Genomic DNA, 25929 nt, shown 5'->3' on the forward strand with positions numbered 1-25929 from the left:
CCGCGGTGATCCGTGACACTCTACCGTCCCGGCGGGCACGGTCGGCCCCCGACAGGTGTCGGCCTGGTGCGGTCCAATAGGGCCATGGCGAGGCGAGCAGGAGCGACCACGGGCGAGGGCATCCGTCTGCTCGGGCCGGATCTCGGGTCGCTGCCGCCGCTGCGTGACCGTGAGGAGCTCGACGGGGATCAGCGCCGGGCACTGGACGCGTTCACCGCGGGCGATGACGTGATCGTCCACGGCGGCCCGGCCAGCGGGCGCAGTGCTCTCGCCCTGGCTGCCGCGGCCGCACGCGGGGACGGCGCGCTGCTGCTCGCCCCGCGCCGCCTCGCCGCCGGCCATCTGCGCGACGCTCTCGGCGCCGGCGGCGCCGGCGAGGTGCGAGCCATGACCCCGCCGGCCCTGGCCCACGCGATCCTGCGCTCCGACGCGCTCGAGCGGGGGCTGGGGGAGCCGACCCTGGTCACGGGCGCAGAGCAGGACGCCCTGCTGGCCGAGCTGATCGCGGACCGGGAATCCTGGTACCTGGACGCCGATCCGGGGGCGCGCGCTCTGCCGGGCTTCCGCACCGAGCTGAGAGACCTGATCACGCGAGCGACCGAGCTGGGCCTGGCCCCGTCGGACCTCGAGGAGCTGGGCCGCCGACGGGACCGCCCGGCCTGGCGGGACGCCGCGGCGATCCTGCGCGACTATCTCGGGGTCCTCGATCTCGAGTCCTCGGCCGCCCTGGACGCGGGGCCGCGGCTCGACGCCGGCGGCCTGGTCCGGCGCGCTGCCCGCCTGCTGGAGGACCCGCGGACGCCCGCGCCCTTCCGGGCCGTCGTGATCGATGACGCGCAGGATCTGACAACGGCCGGGATCTCCCTGGTCGCGGCCCTGGCGGGGGCGGGGGCGCCGGTGCTGGTGTGCAGCTGCCCGGACGCGGCGGTGGACACGTTCCGGGGCGCCCTGCCCGATGCTGCCGACCGCATACGCGGGCTCCTCCGCCGCCCGGTGACCGAGGTCACCCTGCGCCGGTCCCACGGGGCGTCGGAGCGGATCGTCACGGGAGTCGACGCACTGCGCGGCCGGCTCCCGCTGGCCGGTGCCCCGGCGGCCTCCCGTCGCCCGCGGCCCGATGCCGTGTCCCTCGCTCGCGCTCCCGAGGCGCCCGCAGGCCCGTCCTCCGACGCTCAGTCCGCAGGCACCGCAGGCAGCACAGCCACCACAGGGATTGCGGTGCTGCGGGCGAGCGACCCGCTGGACGAGGCCCGACTGATCGGCTCCGCCCTGCGCGATCTCCACCACCGCGAGCAGATCCCCTACGACGACATGGCCGTCGTGTGCCGTTCCGGGGCCGCCGTCGCCGACGTCGCGGATCTGCTCTCGCGCACCGGCCTGCCGGTGCGCACGCCGCGCCGCCCCCAGCCGCTGCGCGACGTCCCGGCCATCGCCGACCTGCTCACGATCCTCGAGACCGGGCTCGCCCCGGAGGGGACCGTGCCGGATCCCCTCGTGGCCGATCGCCTGCTGCGCGGTCCCTTCGGCGACGCCGACACGCTGCGTCTGCGCCGTATCCGCCGGCTGCTGCTGGCTGCGCACCGCGCCGCCGGGACCGGGCAGGAGGTGGCCAGCGAGCAGCTGCTGGCCCGCGCCCTCACCGAGGACGAGGTCCCGGGCCTGCCCGCCCCGGATGCCCGGGACCGGGCCGCCGCCCCGGTCCACCGCGTGCGGGCGATGATCCGCGCCGTCCGCAAGCACCGCGACGCCGACGCCGAGCAGGTGATCTGGCACGCCTGGGATGCCTCCGGGCTGGCCGCAGGCTGGCGCCGCGCCGCCCTCGGCGCCCCCGGCGACGTCGACGGTGCCCGCTCCCGCCTGGCCGGATCCCGGCTCGACGCCCTGCTGGAGCTGTTCGCCGCCGCGGAGCGTCTGACCGATCGCCGTCCCGGCGCCGGCGCACTCGATCTCGTCGAGCAGATCCGCTCCCAGGCCGTGGTCGAGGACACCCTCGCCCCGGCCGCCGCCCCGCGGGGACGGCTGAGCGTGCTCACACCCGCCCAGCTCGCCGGTGAGCACCGGGACACGGTCGTCCTCGCCCGCGTCCAGGAACGAGCCTGGCCGGACCTGCGCCTGCGCTCGACCCTGTTCGGTGCAGCGGAGCTCTCGCTGCTGGCCGGTGCCGGCGCCGATGCGGGGACGGAGGCCGGTGCCGGGATCCCCACCGGCCTCGAGGACCCCGAATCGCTGCGCGCCATCCAGCGCTCCCAGGTGGTCGCCGACGAACTGCGTCTTGCCGTCAGCGCCGTCGCCCGTGCCCGCACCCGAGTGCTGGTCACTGCGGTCGAGGACGATCAGCTGGCCCCGTCGGCGCTGGTCGAAGCCGTCGAGACGCTGCCCGGTGAGCCCTGGACGCAGCTGGACACCCTGCGGCAGGACCCCGGCCCCGCGCCCGATGCCCGCCGGCTCGTCGCCGCCCTGCGCCGCCGTCTGCACGAGGACGACCCGCAGCGGGCGCGGGATGCCGCGATCGCACTGGCGGCCCTCGGCCGCGCCGGCGCCCCTGGCACGGACCCGGCGCGCTGGTACCACCAGGAGCCCAGCACCACCGAGCCCCTGCACGATCCCGGTGCCCCCATCGCCCTGTCGCCCTCGGCGCTCGAGCGCGCCGTCGACTGCCCCCAGTCCTGGCTCATGGAGCGCTCCGGCGGCACCCGCGCCGGTGGGCCCGCACAGCTGATCGGGACCGCACTGCACCATCTGGCCCAGGTCCATCCCCGCGGCCCCGAGAACGGCACCGAGGACCTCCTGCGCGAGCTGCACGCGCTGCTGCGCTCGGTGCCCGGCACCGAGACCTGGTCCGGGCGCCGCCGCATCCGCCACGCCGAGGACGCCGCCCGGCTGCTCGCCGAGCACCTGCGCAGCGCCCCCGCCCCGCTGGCCGTCGAGGCCCCCTTCGAGGTGGAGCTGGGCAGGGTGCGGCTGCGCGGCAGCATCGATCGCATCGAGGGCGACGCGACCGGACTGCGGGTCGTCGATCTCAAGACCGGCAGGAATCCCAAGTCCGCCGCCGCGGCCGAGAGCGACCTGCAGCTGGCCGCGTACCAGGCAGCCGTGCGCGAGGGCGCCCTGGCCGAGCAGCTCGGGGAGGACGCCCCCGAACGGCTGGGCGGGGCCCAGCTGGTCTACGTCGGCACCGGAGGGGAGAAGGCCGCGGTGCGCACCCAGAACGCGCTGCCGCGGGCCGAGGACCCCGCGTGGTTCGACGACCTGGTGGAGACGGTCGCGACGGAGGTGTCCGGTTCGCAGGTCACCGCCCGGCTGAACGCCCACTGCGCCCACTGCGCCGTGCGCAGCAGCTGCCCCCTGCAGCCGGAAGGACAGCAGCTATGAGCTCGTCCGCCTCCCGCCCGACCCGGGCTCCGGGGCACGGCCCGTCGGACCCCTCGACCCGGTCAGCCCTGCCAGCCGCGGCAGTCCCGCCGGCGCTGCCGGCGCAGCGGCTGGCCGACCTGCTCGGCCAGCCCACGCCGACCGCCGAGCAGACCGCCGTCATCGAAGCACCGCTCGCCCCGATGCTGGTGGTCGCCGGGGCCGGCTCCGGCAAGACGGAGACGATGGCCTCCCGGGTCGTGTGGCTGATCGCCAACGGCATCGTCGAGCCCCGCCAGGTTCTCGGCCTCACCTTCACCCGCAAGGCCGCCCACGAGCTCTCCGCCCGGATCTCGGCGCGCCTGGGCACCCTGGCCACCGCGATGCGCGAGGAGGGGCTGACGCTGCCGGCCGGGCTCGAGCGCGGCCACGACGACCTGGTGGGCCAGCGCCCCACCGTCAGCACCTACAACGGGTTCGCCCTCGACCTGGTGCGCGAGCATGCCCTGGCCGTCGGCATCGACCCCGAGCTGACCATGATGTCCACCTCGGCCTCGTGGCAGCTGGCCCACTCCATCGTCGAGTCCTGGGACGACAGCCTGGACCTCGAGGCGTCCCCGGCGACCCTGACCGCGGCGCTGCTGTCGCTGACCTCCTCGCTCGCCGACCACCTGGTGAGCCCCGAGCAGCTGCAGGAGCACCTCAGCACGATCCGCGACCACCTCGCCGGGATCCCGCTGCAGGTCGAGGGCCGCCGCCGCACCACACCCAAGGCCGTCGCCTCGGTCCTGTCCGCGCTCGAGTCCCGGCTCGCCCTGATCCCGCTGCTCGAACGCTTCGCCCGGGTCCGCGCCGAGTCCGCCGCCCTCGACTTCGCCGACCAGGTCTCCCTCGCCGCCCGGGTGGCGCGCGAGGTTCCCGCCGCGGGCCGGCTCGCCCGGCGCATGCACCGGGTGGTGCTGCTGGACGAGTTCCAGGACACCTCGGTCGCCCAGCTGCAGATGCTCACCGACCTCTTCGGGCCGGGGCACGCCGCCTGCGCCGTCGGCGATCCCCAGCAGGCGATCTACGGGTGGCGCGGCGCCTCGGCCGCTTCCCTGGCCGGCTTCGCCGAGGCCTTCGCCACGGACGAGCAGCCCGTCCTGGAGCGCACCCTGTCCACCTCCTGGCGCAACGACGAGGCCGTCCTGGCCGTGGCCAATACGCTGGCCGCCCCCCTGCGCAACGGAGCCGCCGGGCTGAGGATCCCCGAGCTGGCGGCCCGGCCCGGGGCGGGGGAGGGCGGCGCCGAGATCATCGAGGCCTCCGACGAGCGCGCCGAGGCCCGGGCCATCGCCGACTGGGTCCTCGCCCGTCGCGCCGAGGCCGAGGACGGGCAGGCCTCGGCCGCCGTGCTGGTCCGTGCCCGCCGCCAGATCCCCGCCCTGGTCGAAGGACTCGAGGAGAAGGGACTCCCGGTCCGGGTGGTCGGGCTCGGCGGCCTGCTGCATCGCCCCGAGGTGGCCGACGTGCGCGCCGTGCTGCAATGTGCGCACGATCCCGGCCGCGGTGATGCCCTGATGCGTCTGCTGTCCGGCCCTCGGTTCCGGGTGGGGGCCCGGGACCTCGCCGTGCTGGGTCGATGGCGGGACCGGCTGGCCTCTCGCCTGCGCCGGGATGCCGATACCCCGGGCGGGGAGGACGAGGCCGAGTCCGTCTCCCTCATCGACGCGGTCGACGACCTCCCGCCGGCGGACTGGAGCGATCCCTCGGGGCGCTCCCTGACAGCCACGGGCAGGGCCCGGCTCGAGCAGGTCCAGCAGCTGCTGCGCGAGATGCGCCGGCTGCTGCCCCTGCCCCTGCCGGACCTGGTCACCGCCGCCGTGCGCGTGCTCGAGGTGGATCTGGCGCTGCAGGAGCGCGACCCCGCCTCGGGTGCCCTCGCCGACCTCGAAGCCCTGCGGGATCACGCCGCCGCCTTCGACCGCACCGCTCCCCGAGGCGGCCTCGGCGCCTACCTCGACCTGCTGGAGATCAGCGAGGACGAGGAGGCCGGGCTCGCCGTGAACGCCGCCCCCGAGCATGCCCAGGCCGCTGCGTCCGAGGGCGATGACGGGGCGGAGCCCGTCGAGATCGTGACCATGCACTCCGCGAAAGGACTGGAATGGGACCTGGTCGCCGTGGCCGGGCTCACCGAGGGCAGCGTGCCCTCCTACGACCTGCGACGCGCGAAGGTCGACGAGGCCGGCCGGGTGCGGGTCCCCGCCAACGGGTGGCTCGACAAGCTCGCCTCCGCGTCCGTGCCCACCGCGCTGCGCGGGGACGCGGACACCCTGCCCGAACTGGCCTGGGCGGAGGCCGACACGCAGGTCGATGCCGAGTCCCTGATCGAGGAGTACCGGTTCGCGCAGGGCGAGGAGTCCCTGCGCGAGGACCGGCGGCTGATGTACGTCGCGGTCACCCGTGCCCGCCGCAGGCTGCTGCTGACCTCGGCGGCCTGGCGCGCCGGGCTGGCCACCGCCCGGCCCCGCTCGCGCTACCTGATCGAGGTCGCGAATCTGGTTCCGCCGCAGCTGCGCACCGTGCAGGAGGTCCCCGAGCACAACCCGATGGAGACCGAACGGCCGCAGGCCCAGTGGCCGCCCGCTCCCGGTGAGGCGGAGCTGGCCCGTCGGCGCGCCGCAGAGCTGCTCGAGGCGGCGACCGGCACAGGCGATGAGGAGACCGGCTCCGCCACGCAGGCTCCCGCAGGGACCGGCGTCTCGCCCAGCGCAGGGCCGAGCGCAGGCACCGCCGGTCCCGGGCCGGATCTCGCCGCGCTGGCCGACCCGCAGCTCGCGGAGACGGTGCGCCGGGCCGTCGCGGATCTCGAGCAGCAGGCCGCGCCTCCGGTCGTCCACTCCCCGCCGCGATTGTCGGCCTCGCAGGTGGTCCACCAGGCACGGGACCCCCACGGCGCCGCGATCGACCTGCTGCGGCCGCTGCCCCGGCGGCCCTCGGCCGCTGCGGCCCGCGGCACCGCGTTCCACGCCTGGCTGGAGTCCCGCTACGACAGCGCGACCCTGCTGGACTACGAGGACCTGGCGGATCTGGCCGACGTCGGGGACGTCGCGGAGAGCTCGGACGTCCCGGGCCCGAGCGGCTCCGACGATGCCCCGGACGGGCGATCCGGGTCCCGGGCCGAGGAGCTCGCCCTGCGAGAAGCCTTCGCCGCCTCCGAATGGGCAGGCCGCACCCCGCTCGCCGTCGAGCAGCCGGTGACCACCAGGGTCGGGGAGATCACCGTGCGCGGCGTGATCGATGCGGTCTTCCCCGATCCCGATGACGCCCGGGGCGTGATCATCGTGGACTGGAAGACCGGACGGCTGCCACGACCGGCTCAGCTGCGCGAGCGCTCCCTGCAGCTGTCCGTGTACCGCATCGCCTGGCACGAGCGCACCGGGATCCCGTTGGGGCGTATCCGCACGGCCTTCCACTTCGTGGCCGACGGTGTCACGCACGAGGTGCGTCGCCATCCCTCGCGCGCCCGGATCGCCCAGATGCTCACCGGCGACTGATCGCGCTCGCCGGCGGGCGAGCCCGTCCACCAGCGACGGACTGCGCGGGCGGCACCCGGTGAGGAGTCGCTCAGGCCTCGTCCTGGCGGGGGTTCATCTCCTCATAGGCCCGCTCGGCCTCGTCCCGCGCGATCTGCGCCAGATCGGCATCGAGGTCGGCGATCATGCCGCGGGCGTCGGCCACGATCGTCTCGTCGCCGGTCTCCAGGCCGTGCGCCAGCCATTCGGCGACGGCGAACTCGCCGAGCGCCTGAGCGCGCTCCATCAGCCGCGGATGCGTCGAGGTCGGCAGCTCCTCGCGGTACGCGGAGTACAGGTCGTCGAAGCGGTCCGGGTCCAGCGAGGAGATCAGCCAGGCCAGATCGGTGGCGGCATCGGCCACTTTGGAGGAGGACCAGTCGCGCACCGCGCTGACCCGGTCACCGGTCAGGAACAGGCTCTCCTCGGAGAGGTCGCCATGGATGAACTGCGGGGAGAAGTCCCACAGCTCGGTGTCCTCCAGCAGCGCCTCCCAGCGCTGGGCGACGGCTGCCGGCAGATGCCCGCCCTCCTTGGCCGTGCGCACCCGGGTGACGTGCTCGGCGTGGAGGACCTCCGGCGTGAAGGACTCCACCCCCGCCGCCTCGGCGGCGTAGCGCGGGACGGTGTGGATGCGAGCGAGGATCCGGCCCAGCGACCGCGCGAGCTCTGCGGACCGGTGCAGATCCTCGAGCATCAGCGGGCGCCCGACGGGAGCTTCGGTGACGGCCGCCCGGCCACCTTCGGAGAGCTTCACGAAACCGAGCACCGGCGGGATCACGCCGCGCAGCGAGGTCCCCGAGAGCGCGTCGGTGACCTTCAGGTCGCGCTCGAGACGGATCCCCGCCGACGTCGAGGCGGGGGAGAGGACCATGACGCGCCGGTCGTCGTCGCCGACCACCCCGGCGACGTCCAGATCCTCAGCCGGGGTCGCGATCGCCGTGGTCCGCGCCGGGACCAGGCCGGGGACCGCCGCCGCGGCGAGAGCAGCCAAGGAATAGGAGTTGCGATGCACCCTTCCACCGTACCCGGCCCACCCCTGGACGCCGCGTAGGCTCGAGGGTATGGCGAAGCTCCGCGGCCCCTCTCTGCACACCCCCTTGACCCTGCTCGCGACGGACCGGGAGGCGGCCAGTCGGATCGACCCGGCGATGGTGGCTCCCGGCGAGGACGCCCGCTACCTCGTCACCCGCGGCGGCGCCGCGGCCGTGCACGAGCAGGAGGACGGCACCCTGGCCATCGCGCTGGAGACCGAGGACCCCCGCGGCGGTGCCCGCCAGCCGCTCGTGCTGCTGGGCCGTCGAGACGGCATGCGGGTCCTCGCCGTCGAGATCCCCGAGCCCAGCCCCGAGCTCGACGACCCCGGCCGTGATCTGCGTGACCTGCGGCGCGTCGCGGAGCAGCTCGAGGCGGAGGATGCCGGCCTCGCCCTGACCGCCGTCGCCATGGGCGCCTGGCATCGCTCCATGCGGCACTGCCCGCTGTGCGGCGAGCTGCTCGAGGCCGAGACCGGCGGCTGGGTGCTGCGCTGCCGCGAGGACGGCACCGAGCACTTCCCGCGCACCGACGCCGCGGTGATCATGGCCGTGCGGGACAGCGCCGACAGGCTGCTGCTGGCGCGCAACGTGAACTTCCGCGGCCGGTTCCACTCGGTGCTGGCCGGTTTCGTCGAACCGGGGGAGAGCCTCGAGGATGCGGTGGCGCGCGAGGTGGCCGAGGAGGTCGGCGTCAGGGTGGAGGAGGTCGAGTACGTCGGCAGCCAGCCGTGGCCGTTCCCGCGGTCGCTGATGCTGGGATTCCGGGCCTGGGTGCCCGGCTCGGTCGAGCTCACCCTGCAGGAGGACGAGATCGCCGAGGCCCGCTGGTTCACGCGTCAGGAGCTGGCCGCCGCGCTCGAGGCCGGCGAGGTCGAGCTTCCCGGTCAGGCCTCCCTGGGCCGAGCCCTGATCGACGACTGGTACGGGGCCCCGGCCGAGGTGTGAGGCACCACCGTCCACACCGGGCAGCGATCCGTCGGCTCCCGCTGGCAGGATGAGTGGTGATGACCCACCCACCCCAGTCCGCAGCGCACGAGACGCCCTCGGCTCCCGCCCCGCCGCCCGATGCCGAGAGCATCCTGGCGGCGCTGGACCCGGAGCAGCAGGAGGTCGCGCGCAGCTTCGGCACCCCGCTGTGCGTGCTGGCCGGTGCGGGCACCGGCAAGACCCGAGCGATCACGCACCGCATCGCCTACGGCGTCGCGACCGGTCAGCTCGATCCCCGCCACGTGCTGGCGGTGACGTTCACCGCGAAGGCCGCCGCCGAGATGCGCTCGAGGCTGCGTGATCTCGGGGTTCCCGCCGTCCAGGCCCGCACGTTCCACGCGGCCGCTCTGCGTCAGCTGCGCCACTTCTGGCCGCGCGTGGTCGGCGGAGGGATGCCGGAGATCATGCCCAACAAGTTCCCGGGGGTGGGCGAGGCCTGCCAGCGGATGCACATGAGCGTGGACCGCGCCGCCCTGCGCGACATCGTCGCCGAGGTGGAATGGTCCCGGGTCTCGATGCTCACCCCCGAGTCCTATCCGGAGGCCGCCACCGCGGCCAAGCGCCCCGGGGTCTCCGGCTTCGACTCCCGCTCCATCGCGCGCATCCTCACCCAGTACGAGGAGGTCAAGAAGGAGCGCGGCGTCATCGACTTCGAGGACGTGCTGCTGCACATGGTCGGTTTCCTCACCGAGCGCGCCGACGTCGCCCGCGAGGTGCGCAGCCAGTACCGCCACTACGTGGTCGACGAGTACCAGGACGTCTCCGCCCTCCAGCACACCCTGCTGCGCCTCTGGCTGGGTTCGGGCGACGACGTCTGCGTGGTGGGCGACGCCGCCCAGACCATCTACACCTTCGCCGGGGCCCGCGCCTCGTACCTGCTCGACTTCCCCCGGGAGTTCAAGCGTGCCCGCACCATCCGGCTCGAGCGCAACTACCGCTCCACCCCGCAGATCGTGCGGATGGCCAACACCGTGCTGGACGGCGCCCGGGGCCGCACGCGGGACAGCCGCCTCACCCTGGTCTCCCAGCGGGAGGCGGGCCCGCCCCCGGTGGTGGAGTCCTTCGCCGATGATCCCGCCGAGGCCGACGGCGTCGCCGACCGCATCGCGGCCCTGGTCGCCGAGGGCCGCCCGGCGGCCGACGTCGCGATCCTGTTCCGCACCAACAGCCAGTCCGAGGCCTTCGAGCAGGCGCTGACCGCTCGCGGCATCGGCTATCTGGTGCGGGGCGGGGACCGGTTCTTCGAGCGCCAGGAGGTGCGGCGGGCCATGGTGGCCCTGCGCGCGGCCACCCGCGTCGAGCAGCTCGACCCCGCCCGCGCCGTGCGCGACGTCCTCTCCCAGCAGGGCTGGTCGCAGAAGGCCCCCGAGACCACGGGCGCTGTCCGGGACCGCTGGGACTCCCTGAACGCGCTCGTCTCCCTCGCCGACACCATCACCTCCCGTCCCGGGGCGACCATGGCCGATGTGGTCCGCGAGCTCGAGGAGCGCGCCGAGGCCCAGTCCGCCCCCGTCGTCGACGGCGTCACGCTCGCCTCCGTGCACGCCGCCAAGGGTCTGGAGTGGCCGGTGGTCCACGTGGTCGGCGCCAGCGACGGCCTGCTGCCGATCTCCATGGCGCGCACCGCCGCCGAGATCGAGGAGGAGCGGCGACTGTTCTACGTCGCCCTCACGCGGGCCCGGGACCTGCTCACCGTGAGCTGGTCCGCCGCACGCACCCCGGGGGCCCGCGGGTCCCGCAAGCCCTCCCGCTTCCTCGACGGGGTCCTCGAGCATCCCGACGCCCCGAGCACGGCTCCCGGCGCCGGCCCCCGGCGCACGGGACGGCGCGGCGCCACCGTCTATGCGGAGTGCCGTGTGTGCGGGCAGGGACTGGTCAGCCCCCGCGAGCAGCGGATCGGCCGCCACCAGGGCTGCCCGGCCACGGCCGATCACACGCTGATCGAGACCCTGCGGGCTTGGCGGCGGGAGAGGACCCGCGGCAGCGGTGCCCCGGCGTACACCGTCCTCACCGATGCGGCCCTGGAGGCGATCGCCGAGCGGCGGCCGCGCACCCGGGCGGAGCTGCTGGAGGTGCCGGGCGTGGGCCCTGCCAAGGTCGAGGCCTTCGGCGGCGAGCTCCTCGAGCTGCTGGCCGCCGAGACGGGCGACGCCGAGAAGTCGTCAGAGACGTCGTGAGACGGACGGTCCCCGTCCCGCGGGAGGAGTCCTGGAGCGGGACGGGATCCTGAGCGGGGGAGGCCGCGAGAATCAGCCCCGCCGGCGCCTCGACCCGGGCCCGAGCGAGCGAAAGTGCAGGCCAAAAAATAGATGTGCGATCGCCGGGCCGTGTGTAGACTCATCATCGTCAATCGTCCGCATCGTGACCCGGGACACCGGGGAACGCGCAGCAGAAAGGGGGTGTGATCCGTGATCGATACCAGGAATCTCGCGGAGTACGGCGGCCACATCGGCGCGCCCACCCTTCTGCCACGCGAACGGGCCTTCGCCCCGACGGTGACCGCTTCCAGCTGACGAGACCACTTCTCGCTGCACGGTGCGGCACCGCCGCCGCACCTTCGCCCTCACGGGCTCGTCCCCGACGATCTTCGAAGCAGCGAGACGATGACTTCTCTTTTCACCACTTTCCCCAGCCCTGTCACCACGGCGGCGCACATGCTGCCGTGCCACGACGCCGACGCCGCCGACCTGTTCTTCTCGGAGCGGCCCGCCGACCTCGAGCGGGCCAAGGCCCTGTGTGCCGGCTGCCCGCTGATCCAGGAGTGCCGTGAGGGCGCCCTGGAGCGCGCTGAGCCCTGGGGCGTGTGGGGCGGCGCCATCTTCGAGTCCGGCCGCATCATCGCGGTCAAGCGCGGCCGCGGGCGGCCCCGCAAGAACCGCGAGCCGGACCGGAGCGAGGACGCCGCCTGAACGGCGTGCTGACCGACGTTCCCGGACGCACGAGGGGCGAGGCACCGCTGCGGTGCCTCGCCCCTCGTCGTGCGCCGGGTCGAACCGGCCGGTCCGTATCAGGCCTTGCCGAGGATCCGGTTCAGCTTGGTGCCGCACTCGGGGCACACGGCCTTGGCCATACGACGACCGTTGGAGACGACGACGTCGCCCTCGGCCTCCCGCTTCTCGCGGCACTTCACGCAGTAGAACTCTCCGGCATAGGTCTCGTCGGCCATATCCGCTCCTCGTAAGAATCGTCGGTGGTGTTCGGTTCCCCGGACGCGCCGCGGATGCCGCGAGGCCGGGATCGATCCACTGTAACGGGGGCGAGGGGGCCGCACGAACCGAGCAGGGGGGCCGGCGCAGGCCCGGGACGGGTTCGTCACCGCTCCGGACGACGATCCGGAGGACCTCGCCGGCCGGGTCGGCCCGTCGCGCGCTTCGGGTTCAAGGGGCTCCGCGGAGCCGAGGAAGTGCGCGCGACGAGCCGACATCGTAAGGCCCGGACGCAGGTGAGGATGGCCTGGAGGGCCGTGGGGCCCCGGGGGCGCTCAGCACCACGCGCACCTTCCCCGTGTGCGTCCTGCTAGTTATCCCGGGGTCCCACGTGCAGGGAAACCTAGCCCCTGCGCACCGGGCGGGTCAAAGGAGTCCGGGGGACCGGCTGTGGACAACTCGCCAGGGTCTGTGGACATCCGTGCCGTGGCGGTGCGGCCAGTGTGGAGGACGGTCCGTCCACCGCGGTCACGACGCTGTGACGAGCACTTCCACGGCGCACAGGTGTGGACGAAGTTTTTTGGTCACCGGACGTGCCAGGCTTGGTGTCCATGAACGATCTGGTCCAGCACGAGCACGTCACCGGGCCGCGCGGGGAGCGGGTGCTGGTGCGGCGCTCGCAGCGCCGGCGCCGCACCGTCTCGATCACGCGCCGCGACGGGGACCTGGTGATCGCGATCCCGGCGTCGTTCAGCCGTCGTCAGGAGCGCGACTGGGTCCGCAAGATGATCGACCAGCTGAGCCGCAAGGAGGCCCGCTCCGCCCCGGCGCGCCGCAGCGACGCGTCCCTGGCGGCGATGGCCGAGGAGCTCAGTGAGGCTTATCTCGACGGCCGTGCCCGGCCCCGTTCGGTGACCTGGTCCACACGTCAGAACCAGCGCTGGGGGTCATGCACCCCCGCTGATGCCACGATCCGCCTGTCGCACAACCTCGAGGGGATGCCGGATTTCGTGGTGCGCTCGGTGCTCATGCACGAGCTGGTCCACCTGCTGGTCCCGGGGCACGGCCCGGAGTTCCGCGCGCTGATGAACCGCTATCCGCAGGCGGAGAAGGCCCAGGGCTTCCTCGACGGCGTCTCCTGGGCCCAGAACCTGCCCGTCGGCGGCGACGTCGACGAGGCCCCGGGCCGCTCGGATCAGACGGCGTAGCGCGCCACGAACGGGGCCAGGCCGTCGAGGGTGCCGGGCAGGTCGGTGACGGTGCCCTCGGGCAGGGCGGCGCTCGAGCGCTGCGGCCCCTCGCCCACGAGCGGCCACGGGGCCCAGGTGACCTCGGGCGATTCCTCGCTCGCGGTCAGCGGCAGCTCGGATGCCGGGGCCGGGGCGCGCAGCAGGTACTGCACGTCCCAGTGCTCGCTGCAGGCGCCGAAGGCCGCATCGAGCCGGTGACGGTGCAGCATGGCCGGCCCCGCACCGACGCGCTCGAGAACGGTCAGGCCGATCTCCTCGGCGATCTCACGGCGGGCGGCCTGCTCGAAGCTCGTCTCGCCCTGCTCGAGGTGGCCGCCCGGCTGGACCCAGAATCGTCCCTTGCGGTGCCACACCAGTGCGACGTGCTCGGCGGGGGCGTCGATCACCACGGCGCTCGCCGTGAGGTGGCGGGGTCCGCCGTCGCGGTACAGCGCCCGCGGCTCGGACCCCAGCAGTGCGAGGTAGTCCTCGGCGACCTCCGGACCGGAGACGGCCTCGCGGGCGAGACCGAGCTCGGTGCGAGCGCTCTCAGCGGGCATCGGGCCGGCCCGGGTCCGTCCCGCTGTCGCCGGACTCGCCGTCGCCGCCGCTGCCGTCGTCCTCCCGGTCGACCTCCCCGGCGTCGTCCTGCGGGGCTGTGCCGTCGGTGCCCGCCGCCTCACCGCTGCCGCGGACGTCCGAGAGCAGGCGCTCCAGCTCCGCGTCGAAGTCGGCGGGGATGTCCACGTCGGCCAGGGCCTCGGCCTCGTCCTCTGCGGCCGGCTGCGGCGCCTGCGGACGCCCGGAGAGCACCTCGGCGGTCGGCAGCAGGTCGGGGTGCTCCCACTTGCTCTCGCGGGCCTGCTCGCCCTCGGTCGCCAGCACGCTGTCCCACCAGGCGAGCGCCTCGCGCACGCGGCGGGGACGCAGCTCGATGCCGATGGTGCGCGAGAGCATCTGCTCGGCCGGAGCGCCCGCGGCCCGGCGCCGGCGCAGCACCTCGCGCATGGCCTCGAGCTCGGGCAGCTTGCCCTCGAGGGCGCGCGTGGTGACGTGGTCGACCCAGGCCTCGATCAGGGCGAGGGTGGTGGCAAGCTCCTCCAGTGCCCGCTCCTGGGAGGCCCGGCGGGTGAAGACGAACATCTCCTCGGGGCGACGGGCCTGCAGCGCCTCCGGGTCCGAGAGATCCAGTCCGCGCACCATCTCGTCGAGGGCGTCGAGATCCAGGGTGATCCCGCGCGCGTAGTCGTCGATCGCCGAGAACAGTGCCTTGCCCAGCCAGGGCGCCGCGTCGAACAGTGCGGTGTGGGCCAGCTCGCGGGCGGCCAGGAAGATCCGGGCGGCCCCTGCGTCCAGGCCGTGCGCGGTGATGAGGTCCTCGACGTTGTTGGCGACCAGGGCCGGTTCGCCCTCGCGGCCGAGCGGCAGCGAGAGGTCCGTGGTGCCGGAGACCTCCCGCGCCAGGGACCCGATGGCGTGACCGAACTGCACGCCGAACATGGTTCCGCCGATCCGCTCCATCATCGCGGCCGGGTCACCCGGCATCGGCATCCCGGCCTCGCCCAGTCCGCCGAGCTCCCCGTCCTGGCCCATCTGGGAGGCGATCGCCTCGCCGATGGCGCCGGCCATGTACTTCGCGACGGGCTCGACGATGGTCTTCCAGTGCGGCAGGGTGCGGTGCAGCCAGGTGCCGCGGCTGAACACGCCGAGCTCATGGGCGGGCACGTCGATCGCGATCACCGGATCCAGCCAGAGCCGCGCCACCTGCGCCGCCTGGCGCAGGTCCTCGATCTGCGACTCGCTGGGGTTCGGGTCGCCGGGCGTGCCGGCGGGCTCCGGCGTGCCGGGGATGCCGGCCATGCCCGCGGCGGTGCGGCGCGCGATGTCCTCGGCCATGTCCCAGTTCACGGGATTGTCTCCCTGGGCGGCGAACAGGTGCTGCATCTGGGCGGCCGCCGCCCGCAGCTGGGCCGGATCCTGCGGCAGCTGCGCCTGCTCGGCCAGCGCCGAGAGGTCCAGTCCGTCCAGGGCACCCTCGGGCAGGGCGTCCCCGAACGTCTCCTTCAAGAAGCGCTTCAGCGCCTCCTCGTCCATGTCCCCGGGTCCTCCCGGGCTCGGCTCGTCGCTCATGGCCACCTCCAGCAGTCCGTGAAGGTCCAGCGTATCGACCGCGGCTGGGTGAGTGGGGAACGGGGGCGAGCGGGAAGCGCGGGAGGGACGAGGAGCGTGGGGCACAATGTCCGGGTGACTGACGACCAGCCCCGGCCTGCCCGCCTCCAGCGGGTCCGCTCGGCGATCTCGCGCTCGGTCGACGACGCCCAGCTGGCCCGCCCGCGGCTCGCCCTGGTCTCGATGGCGCTGCTGTGCCTGATGATCCTGGGCGGTTCCCTGATGCCGGTGCCCTACGTGATCGAACGACCCGGCCCGGCGATCGACGTGCTCGGCGAGTACGAGGACGAGCAGGTCCTCGAGATCACGGGCACCGAGACCCACCCGACGGACGGATCGCTGATGATGACCACCGTCTCCGTCGACGGCGGTCCCGGCTACCGGGTCACTCCCGTCGAGGTGGTCGCCTCCTGGTTCGACCGCACCCGGTCCGTGATGCCGCGGGAACTCCTCTTCCCCGAGGGCCAGACCCGTGAAGAGACGACCCTGACCAACACCGTCTCGATGAGCACGTCGCAGCAGGGAGCCGTCGCCGTGGCCCTCGACGAGGTCGGGGTCGACTACGAGCCCGTGGTGATGATCGCCGGCGTCGAGGAGGGCACCCCGGCCGACGGGGTCCTCGAGCCCGGGGACGTCGTCGTCTCCATCGGCGGCGAGAGCGCCGAGGACGTCGCCGGCTACCAGGAGCTGGCCGCCGCCACGCCCGAGGGCGAGCCCGTGGCGGTGACCGTGCGGCGCGACGGGGAGGAGACCGACCTCGAGGTCCCCACCGAGATGGTCGAGGGAGAGCCCCGCATGGGCGTCGTCCTCGCCAAGGGCTACGACTTCCCGATGGACGTCGAGATCGGCGTCGGGGAGATCGGCGGCCCCAGCGCCGGCATGATGTTCTCGCTGTCCGTCTACGACGAACTCACCCCGGGCGCCCTCACCGGCGGCCACGAGATTGCAGGAACCGGCACCATCTCGGCCGACGGCGCCGTCGGCCCCATCGGCGGGATCCGCCAGAAGATGGTCGGCGCCCACGATTCCGACGCCGAGTACTTCCTCGCCCCCGCGGAGAACTGCGATCAGGTGGTGGGCTATGAGCCCGACGGGCTCGAGGTCGTCGCCGTGTCCACCTTCGACGAGGCGCTGGAGGCGACCGAGACGATCGCCGAGACCGGCACCACCGACGGCCTGCCCACCTGTGAGGACCACGAGGACCGATGAGCAAGCGAAACCGACGCCGCACACCGCCGAAACCGACCGTCGTCTTCGACTTCGGAGGAGTTCTCAGTGCCGGGCACGACCCGGTCCCGGACGTCCACGACCTCCTCGGCGGCGACATCGAGGCCGTGCGCCGGGAGCTGTGGGAACGACGCCCCGCCTACGACCGCGGCGCGAGCACGCCGTCGCAGTACTGGAGCGCCGTGGCGGCCGCGGCCGGCATCGACCAGCTCAGCGATGACGAGGTCGCCGAGCTCCAGGACGCCGACGACCGCTACTTCCTGCAGCTGGATCCCGCCTCCCGGGCGCTGATCCACGATCTCGCCCGCAACCGGGTGCGCCTGGCGCTGCTGTCCAACGCCTCCCAGGCCTTCGGTGAGGCGGTGCGGCGCACCGACTGGTTCGAGGCCTTCACGCTCGCCGTGATCTCCGGCGAGGAGCGGGCCGTCAAGCCCGACCGGGAGATCTACGAGGTGCTGCTGGACGTGCTCGCCCACGAGACCGGGGGAGTGTCGATCCCCTCGGCCGTCGTCTTCTTCGACGACCGCGCCGAGAACGTCGAGGCGGCCCGGGCGCTGGGCATCGATGCGCACCTGTGGCCCCGCAACGGCGAGCAGCCGCCCGCCGGGTCGGAGCCGCCCGAGCACGGGGCGACCATGGCCCGTCGCGTGCTCACCGAGCGCGGCGTCCCGCTGGACTGAGCCCCACGGCGACCGGTGGCACGGCTCACCGTCACCGGGGAGAGCTCGACCCGATGCGGGTAGAGTCGGACACCGCGACACGTCCCGTGCGGCGCCGAGCTGCGGCGCGCCGGCCGATCCCCGAATTCCTCCGCACAGAACCCTCCGAACAGGACAACGAGTTGGCAGAGTTCATCTACACCATGTACAAGGCCCGCAAGGCCGTGGGCGACAAGGTCATCCTCGATGACGTCACCATGAGCTTCTACCCGGGCGCGAAGATCGGCATGGTCGGCCCCAACGGCGCCGGCAAGTCGACGATCCTGAAGATCATGGCCGGGCTCGATCAGCCCAGCAACGGCGAGGCCCGCCTCTCGCCCGGATACAGCGTCGGCATCCTGCTGCAGGAGCCCCCGCTGGACGAGTCCAAGACCGTCCTGGAGAACGTCCAGGAGGGGCTGGGCGACCTGTTCCGCAAGGTCCAGCGCTTCAACGCCATCGGCGAGGAGATGGCCGAGCCCGACGCCGACTTCGATGCGCTGATGGCCGAGATGGGCACGCTGCAGACCGACATCGACGCCGCGAACGGCTGGGACCTGGATTCCCAGCTCGAGCAGGCCATGGATGCGCTGCGCTGCCCGCCCGGCGACGAGCCCGTCACCCACCTCTCCGGCGGCGAGAAGCGCCGCGTGGCGCTGTGCAAGCTGCTGCTGGAGAAGCCGGATCTGCTGCTGCTGGACGAGCCCACCAACCACCTCGACGCCGAGAGCGTGCTGTGGCTGGAGCAGCACCTCCAGCAGTACGAGGGCGCCGTCATCGCCGTCACCCACGACCGGTACTTCCTGGACCACGTCGCCCAGTGGATCGCCGAGGTCGACCGCGGCCACCTCTACCCCTACGAGGGCAACTACTCCACCTACCTGGAGAAGAAGGAGGAGCGGCTCGCCGTCCAGGGCCGGAAGGACGCCAAGCTGGCCAAGCGGCTCAAGGACGAACTCGAGTGGGTCCGCTCCAGCGCGAAGGGGCGTCAGGCGAAGTCCAAGTCCCGTCTGGCCCGCTACGAGGAGATGGCCGCGGAGGCCGAGCGCACCCGCAAGCTCGACTTCGAGGAGATCACCATCCCGCCGGGGCCGCGCCTGGGCAACCAGGTCATCGACGGCACGGACCTGAAGAAGGGCTTCGGCGAGCGCGTGCTCATCGACGGGCTCTCCTTCTCCCTGCCGCCCAACGGCATCGTCGGCGTCATCGGTCCCAACGGCGTCGGCAAGACCACGCTGTTCAAGACCATCGTGGGCCTGGAGCCGCTGGACGGCGGTGAGCTGAAGATCGGCAAGTCCGTCCAGATCAGCTACGTCGATCAGAACCGCGAGAACATCGATCCGGAGAAGAACCTCTGGGAGGTCGTCTCCGACGGGCTGGACTTCATCCAGGTCGGCAAGGTCGAGATCCCCTCTCGCGCCTACGTCAGCCAGTTCGGCTTCAAGGGCCCGGATCAGCAGAAGAAGGCGGGGGTGCTCTCCGGCGGTGAGCGCAACCGCCTGAACCTGGCGCTGACCCTCAAGCAGGGCGGCAACGTGCTGCTGCTCGATGAGCCCACCAACGACCTCGACGTCCAGACGCTGGGCTCGCTGGAGAACGCCCTGCTGGAGTTCCCCGGCTGCGCCGTGGTCGTCTCCCACGACCGCTGGTTCCTCGACCGCGTGGCCACCCACATCCTGGCCTACGAAGGGACCGAGGAGAACCCCGCGAACTGGTACTGGTTCGAGGGCAACTTCGAGGCCTACCAGGAGAACAAGATCCAGCGACTCGGGGAGGACGCCGCCCGCCCGCACCGGGTGACCTACCGTCGCCTGACGCGCGACTGACTCCGCGGCACCCGCGAGGGACTGCGGTCCACGAGGCCGAGACCACGGCGCCCGGCGGTGCGTCCCTGCGGGGACCGCACCGCCGGGCGCCGTCGTCCGTCGGCCGGTGCATCGGGTCCACGGCCCGTCCACCGGCCGTCGGCCCACTCATCGCCGCACGAGGAGCGGCCGTCAGTCGCCGAGCGGCGCCGGATCCGCGGTCAGATCCGGATCCAGGTTCGCCACGACCCGTTCGGACGGCGTGCCGGACCTGTTCCGCGGTGCCATCTCGCGGGTGACGACCAGACTCTCGGCAGTGTCCGCGAGGGTGGCGCGCACCAGCCCGTCGCGGCCGAGCTCGAGCACACCGAGATCCGTCGGCACCCCGTCCTGCTCGCCCCACAGCTGGAGGACCTCGCCCTCATAGCCCGAGACGCCCTCGGCCCGCAGCGCGATGGCGTCCGCGGTGATCACGGCCTGCCAGCTGCCGTTGTCGCTGTGGCCGGGAACGAGCAGGGCCCCGGGCTCGACGCTGAGCTCGGTCCAGGTCGAGGTGAACTCGTGCGCGGCGGCGAGCTCCCCTCGCGCGTCGAGGAGGAACCACGCCAGCACCAGAGCGCCGATCAGCGCGAGCGCCGCGATCGCACGCGAGAACCAGGGGACGCCGCGCGGGGCGGGCCGGTCACCGTGCTCCGGCCGAGGGCGCTTGCCCGAGGCTCCTCGGGCCGCCGGGGAGCCGCCGTCACGGAAGCTGAAGGCGGGCGCCGGCGTCGACCGGGCATCGTCGCCCGGGGGCGCGGCGTCCGTGGTGGGCGTCTGCGGCGAGGCGGACGAGGCCGCGGAGATGGTGTGGAGGGAGCCGGGCATCGCCGGCGGGCCGACGACGCGGCGCTGCGAGTCGGTGCCGAGCACCGGCGTGGCGTAGTCACCGCGATACGCAGGCTCCGGCTGCGGCTGCGGCTGCGGCCCCGGCCCGAACCCCTCCAGCACCGGCGGTCGCAGATCACGGGAGGGCACGATCGCGGTCAGCAGGGTCAACTGGGCCGCGGCCTCGATGGCATGGCGGCGCACAGCGGAGATCGCGGGGGAGCTGCTGAGCTCCTGCAGCCGCCGGCGCTCACTCTCATCGGCCAGCGCCAGTGCGTCCAGCGCGGAGAGGGTCGGCGCTTCGGCGTGGACCGGTCCGCCGAGCGGGACCAGCTGATCCAGCACTCCGGCGAGCACCTCGGCCGCCTCCGAGCGCCGGCTCCCGGTGTGGTCGAAGCGCCCCTGGGCAGCGGATTCGACGAGAGCACGGTGGCTCGCCGGCAATCTCAACAGGACGCGCAGGACCTCGTTCTCCCGGCGATCGCGGGTGCGCTCGTCGGCGGGGTCCGACGCCACCAGGGAGCGGACGTCGCCGCTGGGGCGAGTGGCCACGCATGCGCGCCGGGCACGGTCCAGCACGGCGACGTCGCCGGGCAGGCCGCTCGCAGCGAGCTCGCCGGCGTCGGCCAGGCAGGATCGCAGCACCGAGACGGTCAGCTTCTCGGCCCGGGCCGAGGAGCCGGTCACATGCACCGCCAGTCCATGGATGCGGGGGGCCAGCACGTCCACCAGGGAGGCGGCGGCGCCCTGCTCGCCGCGCGCGGCAGCACGCAGGAGTGTGCGCACCGGGTCGTGTCGTTCCCGGAGGTCCACGGTGTCCTCCGGGATCTCCCCGGTCCGGGTGTCGCTCCCCATCGGTCCCCTCCACGTGTTCGGCTGAGAGACGGCCTCGCCCCGCGATGCCGATCCATTCTCGCAGGCGGAGCCCGCCGGCGGCTCGTCACTGGCCCCGGGGGCCGCCCCGGCACGGGCAGAGGACTCGTGCCAGGCGCGCAGTCGCGGATCCGATCGCTGCGGTCGTGCCACCGGCTCTGCGAGTATCACTGCAGGCCGCAGCGCTGGAATGCCGTCGGGCGGGGACGACGGGGGCCGCACGAGGGGTGCAAGCGAGCGCTCGGATCTCCGGTACCGTGCAGGCATGAAGCCGATCTCCACGATCACGGTGTCCTCTCAGCTCCCGGCCGCTCTCGAGCCTCTGCGCGAACTCGCCTTCAACCTCCGCTGGACCTGGCGCCGCCAGTGCCTGGACCTGTTCCGCTCGCTGGACCCCGAGGCGTTCGCCGCCAGTGGGGAGAATCCCATCGGGATGCTCTCTCGGGTCCCCGCCGGCCGCCTGGCCGAAGCCGCCCGTGACGAGTCCTTCCTCGCGAAGATGCGCTCCGAGGTCGGCGACCTGCGCACCTACCTCGACTCCGGTCGCTGGTTCCAGCGCACCGTGCCCGGATCGGGCTCCGGGTCCGCGCCGGGTTCCGCCGCCGGGACCCCGGCCGTCGCCTACTTCTCCATGGAGTTCGGCATCACCCCGACGCTCCCGATCTACTCGGGAGGCCTCGGCATCCTGGCCGGGGACCACCTGAAGTCCGCGTCGGACCTGGGGGTGCCGGTGGTCGCCGTCGGCCTGCTCTACCAGTGGGGCTACTTCTCGCAGTCGCTGGACCGCAGCGGCTGGCAGCAGGAGAACTACCGCCTCAACGATCCCGATCAGCTCCCCGTCCAGCCCGTCCGCGGCGCCGACGGGCAGCAGCTGCGCGTCGCGGTGACCCTGCCCGGGGACCGCGAGGTCGCCATCGCCCTGTGGCAGGCATCGGTGGGCCGCGCCCCGCTGCTGCTGCTGGACACCAACGTCGAGGTCAACGACGACGAGGCCCGCCAGATCACCGACCGGCTCTACGGCGGCGATCACGAGCACCGGATCGTCCAGGAGATCGTGCTCGGCATCGGAGGGGTGCGCGCCGTGGACGCCTACGTCGCGGCCACCGGGTTCCCCGCCCCGAGCGTGTTCCACCTCAACGAAGGCCACGCCGGCTTCTCCGGACTCGAGCGCGTCGGCCGGCTCATGCAGTCCGGCGCCGGTTTCGCCGAGGCGGTCAGCGAGGTGCGTGCCGGCACGGTGTTCACCACGCACACCCCGGTGCCGGCCGGCATCGACCGGTTCGAGGCGGGCCAACTGCGCCATTACCTCGGCGCCGACCAGAACGGCATCTCCCATCTCATCCCCTCGCTCCCGGTCGAGGCCGCTCTGGCGCTCGGCATCGAGGAGGGCGGAGACATCTTCAACATGGCCCAGCTGGGCTTCCGCACCGCTCAGCGTGCCAACGGGGTGGCCGAGCTCCACGGGGCCGTCTCCCGCGCGATGTTCCAGGACCTCTACCCGGGCTTCGACGTCCCCGAGATCCCCATCGGCTCGGTCACCAACGGCGTCCACCGGCGCACCTGGACCTCGGCCCCCATGGACGACCTGTTCAAGAAGGCCCTCGGCGACGTGGACGTCTCCTCCCTCAGCGACTGGAGCGCCCTGGCGACACTGACCGATCACGAACTCACCGAGGCCCGCGACACCCTGCGCGCGGACCTGGTCGACATGGCCCGCACCCACGTCAAGGACTCCTGGTTGAGCCGAGGGGCCGACGAGGCCGAACTGGCCTGGACCGATCACATCCTCGACCCCAACGCGCTGACCATCGGCTTCGCCCGACGGGTCTCGACCTACAAGCGCCTGACGCTGATGCTCTCGGACCCCGAGCGGCTGCGGCGCATCCTGCTGAACCCCGAGCGCCCGGTCCAGATCATCATCGCCGGCAAGTCCCACCCGGCCGACCGCCCGGGCAAGGAGTTCCTCCAGCAGCTGGTCCGGTTCGCCGACGACCACGGGGTCCGTCACCGCATCGTCTTCCTGCCCGACTACGACATCCGGATGGCCTCCGTGCTGATCGCCGGCTCGGACGTATGGCTGAACAATCCCATCCGACCCGAGGAGGCCTCCGGGACCTCGGGGATGAAGGCCGTGCTCAACGGCGGGCTCACCTTCTCGATCTCCGACGGCTGGTGGGACGAGATGAAGGACGACGAGGCCGGTTGGACCATCCCCACCGCGCACGTCCCCGAGCAGTCGGAGCGTGATCGGCTCGAGGCCGAGGCGCTGTACGAGATCCTCGAGAGCCGGATCGTGCCGCTGTTCTACGAGCGCGACGCCCGGGGCATGCAGCACGGCTGGCTGACGAAGATCCGCTCCTCGCTGGTCAAGATCGCCCCGCAGATCACCGCTGCCCGGATGGTCCGCGACTACGTCACCGACCTCTATCTCCCGGCTGCTCGCGCGGCCTCGGCCTTCGTCGCGGATCCGACCCTGGCCGGCTCGTTCACCTCGTGGAAGGCCGACGTCCAGGAGGCCTGGCCGAAGGTCTCCGTGACCGACGTGGCGCTCGAGGGCGCGCGCGAGGACGAGGGCGGTGTGGTCGCCACCGGCGGCGAGGTCACGCTGCTGGCCGACATCGAACTCGGCGGCCTGCGGGACGAGGACGTGGTGGTCGAGGCGGTGCTGGGGCCGATCGGTCCGGACGGCGAGATCGCCGAGCCCCAGCTGATCCCGCTGCAGCGCGCCGACGATCGTCGCTGGGCCGCCCGGTTCGCGCTCACCGTCCCCGGTGACGTGGGGTACACCGTGCGGGTCACCCCGCAGCATCCGGTGCTGTCCTCACGCGCGGAGCTGGGACTGGTCGCCACCGCCTGAGGCAGCGTCCACCGTCCCGGCAGCGGGAGCGGAGTCAGCCGCCGGTCTTGACGCGGATCATGCCTTCCTGGGTCACCGTCGCGACGAGGTCGCCGGCCCGGTCGAACACCTGACCATGGGTGAGGCCGCGCCCGCCGGAGGCCGAGGGCGAGCGCTGGACGTAGAGCAGCCACTCGTTGGCGTCGACGTGGCGGTGCCACCAGATGGCGTGGTTGATCGTCGCCATCCGCAGGCCCGGGGTGATCCAGCTCAGTCCCTGCCGGCGCAGGATCGGCTCGAACGGCGTGTAGTCGCTGGCGAAGGCGAGGATCGCATCGTGCAGCAGCGGCTCGGCCTCGATCGGGGCGATCGTGCGCATCCACACCATCTGCGCGTCGGAGCCGGCCGCATTGGTGTCCGGCCGGAAGTAGATCGGGTCCGTCACGTGCCGGATGTCGATCGGGCGCTGGGTGGACCAGTACTGGGCGACGGGATGATCGATCCCGGACAGCACCTCCGCCGTGGTGGGGAGGCCCTCCGGATCGGGAGCCTGCGGGGCCCGCTCCTGGTGCTCGAGTCCCTCCTGCTGCTCCTGGAACGAGGCGGTCATCGCCAGGATCGTGCGCTCGCCCTCCTCGGCGGTGCGGCCCGGCTGTGTGGCCAGGACGCGACGCACCGAGAACGAGCCGCCGTCGCGCAGGGCGTCGACCTGGAAGCGGATCGGATGGTCCGGATCCCCGGGGGCGAGGAAATAGGAGTACATCGAGTGGATGCGGCGGCCCGCGGGGGCGGTACGGCCCACGGCGGTGACCGCCTGCCCCATCACCTGGCCGCCGAAGACGTGACCGCCGGGCTGCGGCGACGAGTCGCCCTCGTAGGCGGCGACGGTGGCGGGGGAGGCGAAGGCGGGATCCAGATCGATCGCGCGCAGATCGAGCAGGTCGATCAGGCCCGACGCGACGGCCGCTGGATCGTGCCGGGGATTCTCGGGTGCGGACGGCGTGGTCATGTCCTCGATCGTACTGGGCTGCGGTGTGCGGGAGCGTCACCGGAGGCGCTGGTCATACGATGGTGACCATGGCTTCTTCTCCGTCTCGGTCCTCGTCGTCGGCTCCCTCCTCTGCGTCGTCGCCGATCGACATCCCCGTTGCCGTCCGCTGGACGGACCTGGACGCCTACGGGCACGTGAACAACGCCGCGATGGTGCGGCTGCTCGAGGAAGCGCGCATCGCCGCCTTCTGGAAGGCGCCCGACGACCAGATCGCCCTCGGGGCACCGGCGCCGGTGGCCGCGCTTCCGGGCGGGGGAACCGATTCCGCGGTCGGCACCGTGATCGCCTCCCAGCGCATCGAGTACGTGCGCTCGATGGGGCACCGGCGCGACGGCGCGGTGGTGCGGCTGTGGCTCTCCCGCATCGGCGGGGCGAGCCTGTCCGTGGACTACCTGGTGCTCACGCGCGAGGATCCCGAGGGTCAGGCGCCCTATGCGCGCGCCCGCACCGTGGTGGTCATGGTCGACGCCGACAGCGGCGCCCCGGTGCGACTGGACGACGACTCCCGTCGGCGCCTGCAGGAGTTCGCCGCTCAGCCCCTGGTCTTCCGCGACTGACGCGCCGGCCGCTCCGCCGGACTCGATCCGTGCAGCCCGGCGGTGTGCGCCTCAGGTCAGGCGCGTGGGCACGGACTGCCCCGACATGGGTGCCTCGCCGCCGTCGTCGGTGTTGACCATGAAGTGCGCCGCCCGCTCGAGGTACTCCCACAGCGTCTCCTCGTGCTGCGGGGCCAGCTCGAGAGACACCACCGCCTCGCGCATGTGCCTCAGCCAGGCGTCCCGGGCGGCCGGGGAGACGGGGAACGGTCCGTGACGGATGCGCAGACGGGGATGGCCGCGCTGCTCGCCGTACGTCTTGGGCCCGCCCCAGTACTGCTCGAGGAAGGTCCGCAGCCGCTCCTTCGCCCCGGTGAGGTCCTCCTCGGGGTACATCGGCCGCAGCAGCGGATCCTCGGCCACTCCCGCGTAGAACTGGTCCACCAGGGCGACGAACGTGTCGTGACCGCCGACGGCCTCGTAGAAGCTGACCGGCTCGGGCGGTGTGCTCTCGCTGGGCGGCGTGCTCTCGCTGGGCTCGCTGGTCATGTCGGGGTGCTCGC

General features: G+C 73.1%; 18 protein-coding genes. 11 read left to right on the forward strand and 7 right to left on the reverse strand.

Features of this window, described 5'->3' with window-relative positions; genetic code table 11:
* Positions 1–84 precede the first annotated feature (84 nt).
* Positions 85–3372, forward strand: coding sequence for a PD-(D/E)XK nuclease family protein (locus tag AC5020_RS05110; RefSeq protein ID WP_464987459.1), 3288 nt, complete (start codon positions 85–87; stop codon positions 3370–3372).
* A complete protein-coding gene (locus AC5020_RS05115) occupies positions 3369–6887 on the forward strand; it encodes an ATP-dependent helicase (protein ID WP_464987460.1) in 3519 nt (1172 codons plus the stop codon). The genes AC5020_RS05110 and AC5020_RS05115 overlap by 4 nt, the downstream gene beginning before the upstream one ends.
* A gap of 70 nt (positions 6888–6957) precedes the next feature.
* Here AC5020_RS05115 and AC5020_RS05120 read toward each other — a convergent pair whose 3' ends face one another.
* Positions 6958–7920 carry a phosphotransferase gene (locus AC5020_RS05120; RefSeq protein WP_377019078.1) on the reverse strand — a complete coding sequence of 321 codons (963 nt, stop codon included), beginning with the start codon at positions 7918–7920 and terminating at the stop codon, positions 6958–6960.
* Positions 7921–7969: 49 nt separating this feature from the next.
* On the opposite strand from AC5020_RS05120, the gene nudC reads away from it, so the two are divergent.
* The 3 genes from nudC to AC5020_RS05135 all read left to right on the forward strand — a co-directional run bounded on the left by nudC (position 7970) and on the right by AC5020_RS05135 (position 11838).
* On the forward strand, positions 7970–8887 hold the full coding sequence (gene nudC / locus AC5020_RS05125) for an NAD(+) diphosphatase (RefSeq protein ID WP_377019080.1): 918 nt from the start codon (positions 7970–7972) through the stop codon (positions 8885–8887).
* Positions 8888–8946: 59 nt separating this feature from the next.
* Positions 8947–11106, forward strand: a complete 2160-nt coding sequence (locus AC5020_RS05130; RefSeq protein ID WP_464987461.1) for an ATP-dependent DNA helicase UvrD2 — start codon at positions 8947–8949, stop codon at positions 11104–11106.
* A 426-nt stretch (positions 11107–11532) separates the two neighbouring features.
* Positions 11533–11838, forward strand: coding sequence for a WhiB family transcriptional regulator (locus AC5020_RS05135; protein ID WP_464987462.1), 306 nt, complete (start codon positions 11533–11535; stop codon positions 11836–11838).
* A gap of 98 nt (positions 11839–11936) precedes the next feature.
* On the opposite strand, the gene AC5020_RS05140 is transcribed toward AC5020_RS05135, so the two are convergent.
* Complete coding sequence (locus AC5020_RS05140; RefSeq protein ID WP_209901997.1) at positions 11937–12095, reverse strand: DUF5679 domain-containing protein; 159 nt, start codon at positions 12093–12095, stop codon at positions 11937–11939.
* Between the two features lie 591 nt (positions 12096–12686).
* Here AC5020_RS05140 and AC5020_RS05145 point away from each other — a divergent pair.
* The gene (locus AC5020_RS05145; RefSeq protein ID WP_464987463.1) at positions 12687–13283 is read left to right on the forward strand and encodes a M48 family metallopeptidase; all 597 of its coding nucleotides are present in this window, start codon (positions 12687–12689) and stop codon (positions 13281–13283) included.
* Here the strand turns inward: AC5020_RS05145 and AC5020_RS05150 are convergent.
* The gene (locus AC5020_RS05150) at positions 13271–13864 is read right to left on the reverse strand and encodes an NUDIX hydrolase (protein ID WP_464987464.1); all 594 of its coding nucleotides are present in this window, start codon (positions 13862–13864) and stop codon (positions 13271–13273) included. The genes AC5020_RS05145 and AC5020_RS05150 overlap by 13 nt on opposite strands.
* Complete coding sequence (locus tag AC5020_RS05155; protein WP_377794352.1) at positions 13854–15434, reverse strand: zinc-dependent metalloprotease; 1581 nt, start codon at positions 15432–15434, stop codon at positions 13854–13856. Before AC5020_RS05155 ends, AC5020_RS05150 begins: the two co-directional genes overlap by 11 nt.
* Before the next feature lie 114 nt (positions 15435–15548).
* Between AC5020_RS05155 and AC5020_RS05160 the strand changes: the two genes are divergently transcribed.
* From AC5020_RS05160 to ettA, 3 genes are all read left to right on the forward strand, one after another.
* Complete coding sequence (locus AC5020_RS05160) at positions 15549–16682, forward strand: YlbL family protein (RefSeq protein ID WP_464987465.1); 1134 nt, start codon at positions 15549–15551, stop codon at positions 16680–16682.
* Complete coding sequence (locus AC5020_RS05165) at positions 16679–17380, forward strand: HAD family hydrolase (RefSeq protein WP_464987466.1); 702 nt, start codon at positions 16679–16681, stop codon at positions 17378–17380. The genes AC5020_RS05160 and AC5020_RS05165 overlap by 4 nt, the downstream gene beginning before the upstream one ends.
* 161 nt (positions 17381–17541) lie before the next feature.
* Complete coding sequence (gene ettA, locus AC5020_RS05170; RefSeq protein ID WP_377019089.1) at positions 17542–19224, forward strand: energy-dependent translational throttle protein EttA; 1683 nt, start codon at positions 17542–17544, stop codon at positions 19222–19224.
* Positions 19225–19395: 171 nt separating this feature from the next.
* On the opposite strand, the gene AC5020_RS05175 is transcribed toward ettA, so the two are convergent.
* Complete coding sequence (locus tag AC5020_RS05175) at positions 19396–20925, reverse strand: hypothetical protein (protein ID WP_464987467.1); 1530 nt, start codon at positions 20923–20925, stop codon at positions 19396–19398.
* 283 nt (positions 20926–21208) lie between these two features.
* On the opposite strand from AC5020_RS05175, the gene glgP reads away from it, so the two are divergent.
* A complete protein-coding gene (glgP, locus tag AC5020_RS05180) occupies positions 21209–23800 on the forward strand; it encodes an alpha-glucan family phosphorylase (RefSeq protein ID WP_464987468.1) in 2592 nt (863 codons plus the stop codon).
* Between the two features lie 34 nt (positions 23801–23834).
* Here glgP and AC5020_RS05185 read toward each other — a convergent pair whose 3' ends face one another.
* Positions 23835–24788, reverse strand: coding sequence for an acyl-CoA thioesterase (locus AC5020_RS05185; RefSeq protein WP_377019092.1), 954 nt, complete (start codon positions 24786–24788; stop codon positions 23835–23837).
* 68 nt (positions 24789–24856) lie between these two features.
* Between AC5020_RS05185 and AC5020_RS05190 the strand changes: the two genes are divergently transcribed.
* Positions 24857–25387, forward strand: coding sequence for an acyl-CoA thioesterase (locus AC5020_RS05190; protein WP_464987469.1), 531 nt, complete (start codon positions 24857–24859; stop codon positions 25385–25387).
* Positions 25388–25438: 51 nt separating this feature from the next.
* Here the strand turns inward: AC5020_RS05190 and AC5020_RS05195 are convergent, their stop codons facing one another.
* On the reverse strand, positions 25439–25915 hold the full coding sequence (locus tag AC5020_RS05195) for a globin (protein WP_464987470.1): 477 nt from the start codon (positions 25913–25915) through the stop codon (positions 25439–25441).
* Positions 25916–25929: the final 14 nt, after the last annotated feature.

The organism is Brachybacterium sp. SYSU DS0246, assembly GCF_059391765.1.

What these genes read in the sequence shown, in the direction of transcription:
- AC5020_RS05110 (WP_464987459.1), top strand. Translation starts at nt 85, where the DNA reads ATGGCGAGGCGAGCAGGAGCGACCACGGGCGAGGGCATCCGTCTGCTC.
- AC5020_RS05115 (WP_464987460.1), top strand. Translation starts at nt 3,369, where the DNA reads ATGAGCTCGTCCGCCTCCCGCCCGACCCGGGCTCCGGGGCACGGCCCG.
- nudC (WP_377019080.1), top strand. Translation starts at nt 7,970, where the DNA reads ATGGCGAAGCTCCGCGGCCCCTCTCTGCACACCCCCTTGACCCTGCTC.
- AC5020_RS05130 (WP_464987461.1), top strand. Translation starts at nt 8,947, where the DNA reads ATGACCCACCCACCCCAGTCCGCAGCGCACGAGACGCCCTCGGCTCCC.
- AC5020_RS05135 (WP_464987462.1), top strand. Translation starts at nt 11,533, where the DNA reads ATGACTTCTCTTTTCACCACTTTCCCCAGCCCTGTCACCACGGCGGCG.
- AC5020_RS05140 (WP_209901997.1), bottom strand. Translation starts at nt 12,095, where the DNA reads ATGGCCGACGAGACCTATGCCGGAGAGTTCTACTGCGTGAAGTGCCGC.
- AC5020_RS05145 (WP_464987463.1), top strand. Translation starts at nt 12,687, where the DNA reads ATGAACGATCTGGTCCAGCACGAGCACGTCACCGGGCCGCGCGGGGAG.
- AC5020_RS05150 (WP_464987464.1), bottom strand. Translation starts at nt 13,864, where the DNA reads ATGCCCGCTGAGAGCGCTCGCACCGAGCTCGGTCTCGCCCGCGAGGCC.
- AC5020_RS05155 (WP_377794352.1), bottom strand. Translation starts at nt 15,434, where the DNA reads ATGAGCGACGAGCCGAGCCCGGGAGGACCCGGGGACATGGACGAGGAG.
- AC5020_RS05165 (WP_464987466.1), top strand. Translation starts at nt 16,679, where the DNA reads ATGAGCAAGCGAAACCGACGCCGCACACCGCCGAAACCGACCGTCGTC.
- AC5020_RS05175 (WP_464987467.1), bottom strand. Translation starts at nt 20,925, where the DNA reads ATGGGGAGCGACACCCGGACCGGGGAGATCCCGGAGGACACCGTGGAC.
- glgP (WP_464987468.1), top strand. Translation starts at nt 21,209, where the DNA reads ATGAAGCCGATCTCCACGATCACGGTGTCCTCTCAGCTCCCGGCCGCT.
- AC5020_RS05185 (WP_377019092.1), bottom strand. Translation starts at nt 24,788, where the DNA reads ATGACCACGCCGTCCGCACCCGAGAATCCCCGGCACGATCCAGCGGCC.
- AC5020_RS05190 (WP_464987469.1), top strand. Translation starts at nt 24,857, where the DNA reads ATGGCTTCTTCTCCGTCTCGGTCCTCGTCGTCGGCTCCCTCCTCTGCG.
- AC5020_RS05195 (WP_464987470.1), bottom strand. Translation starts at nt 25,915, where the DNA reads ATGACCAGCGAGCCCAGCGAGAGCACGCCGCCCAGCGAGAGCACACCG.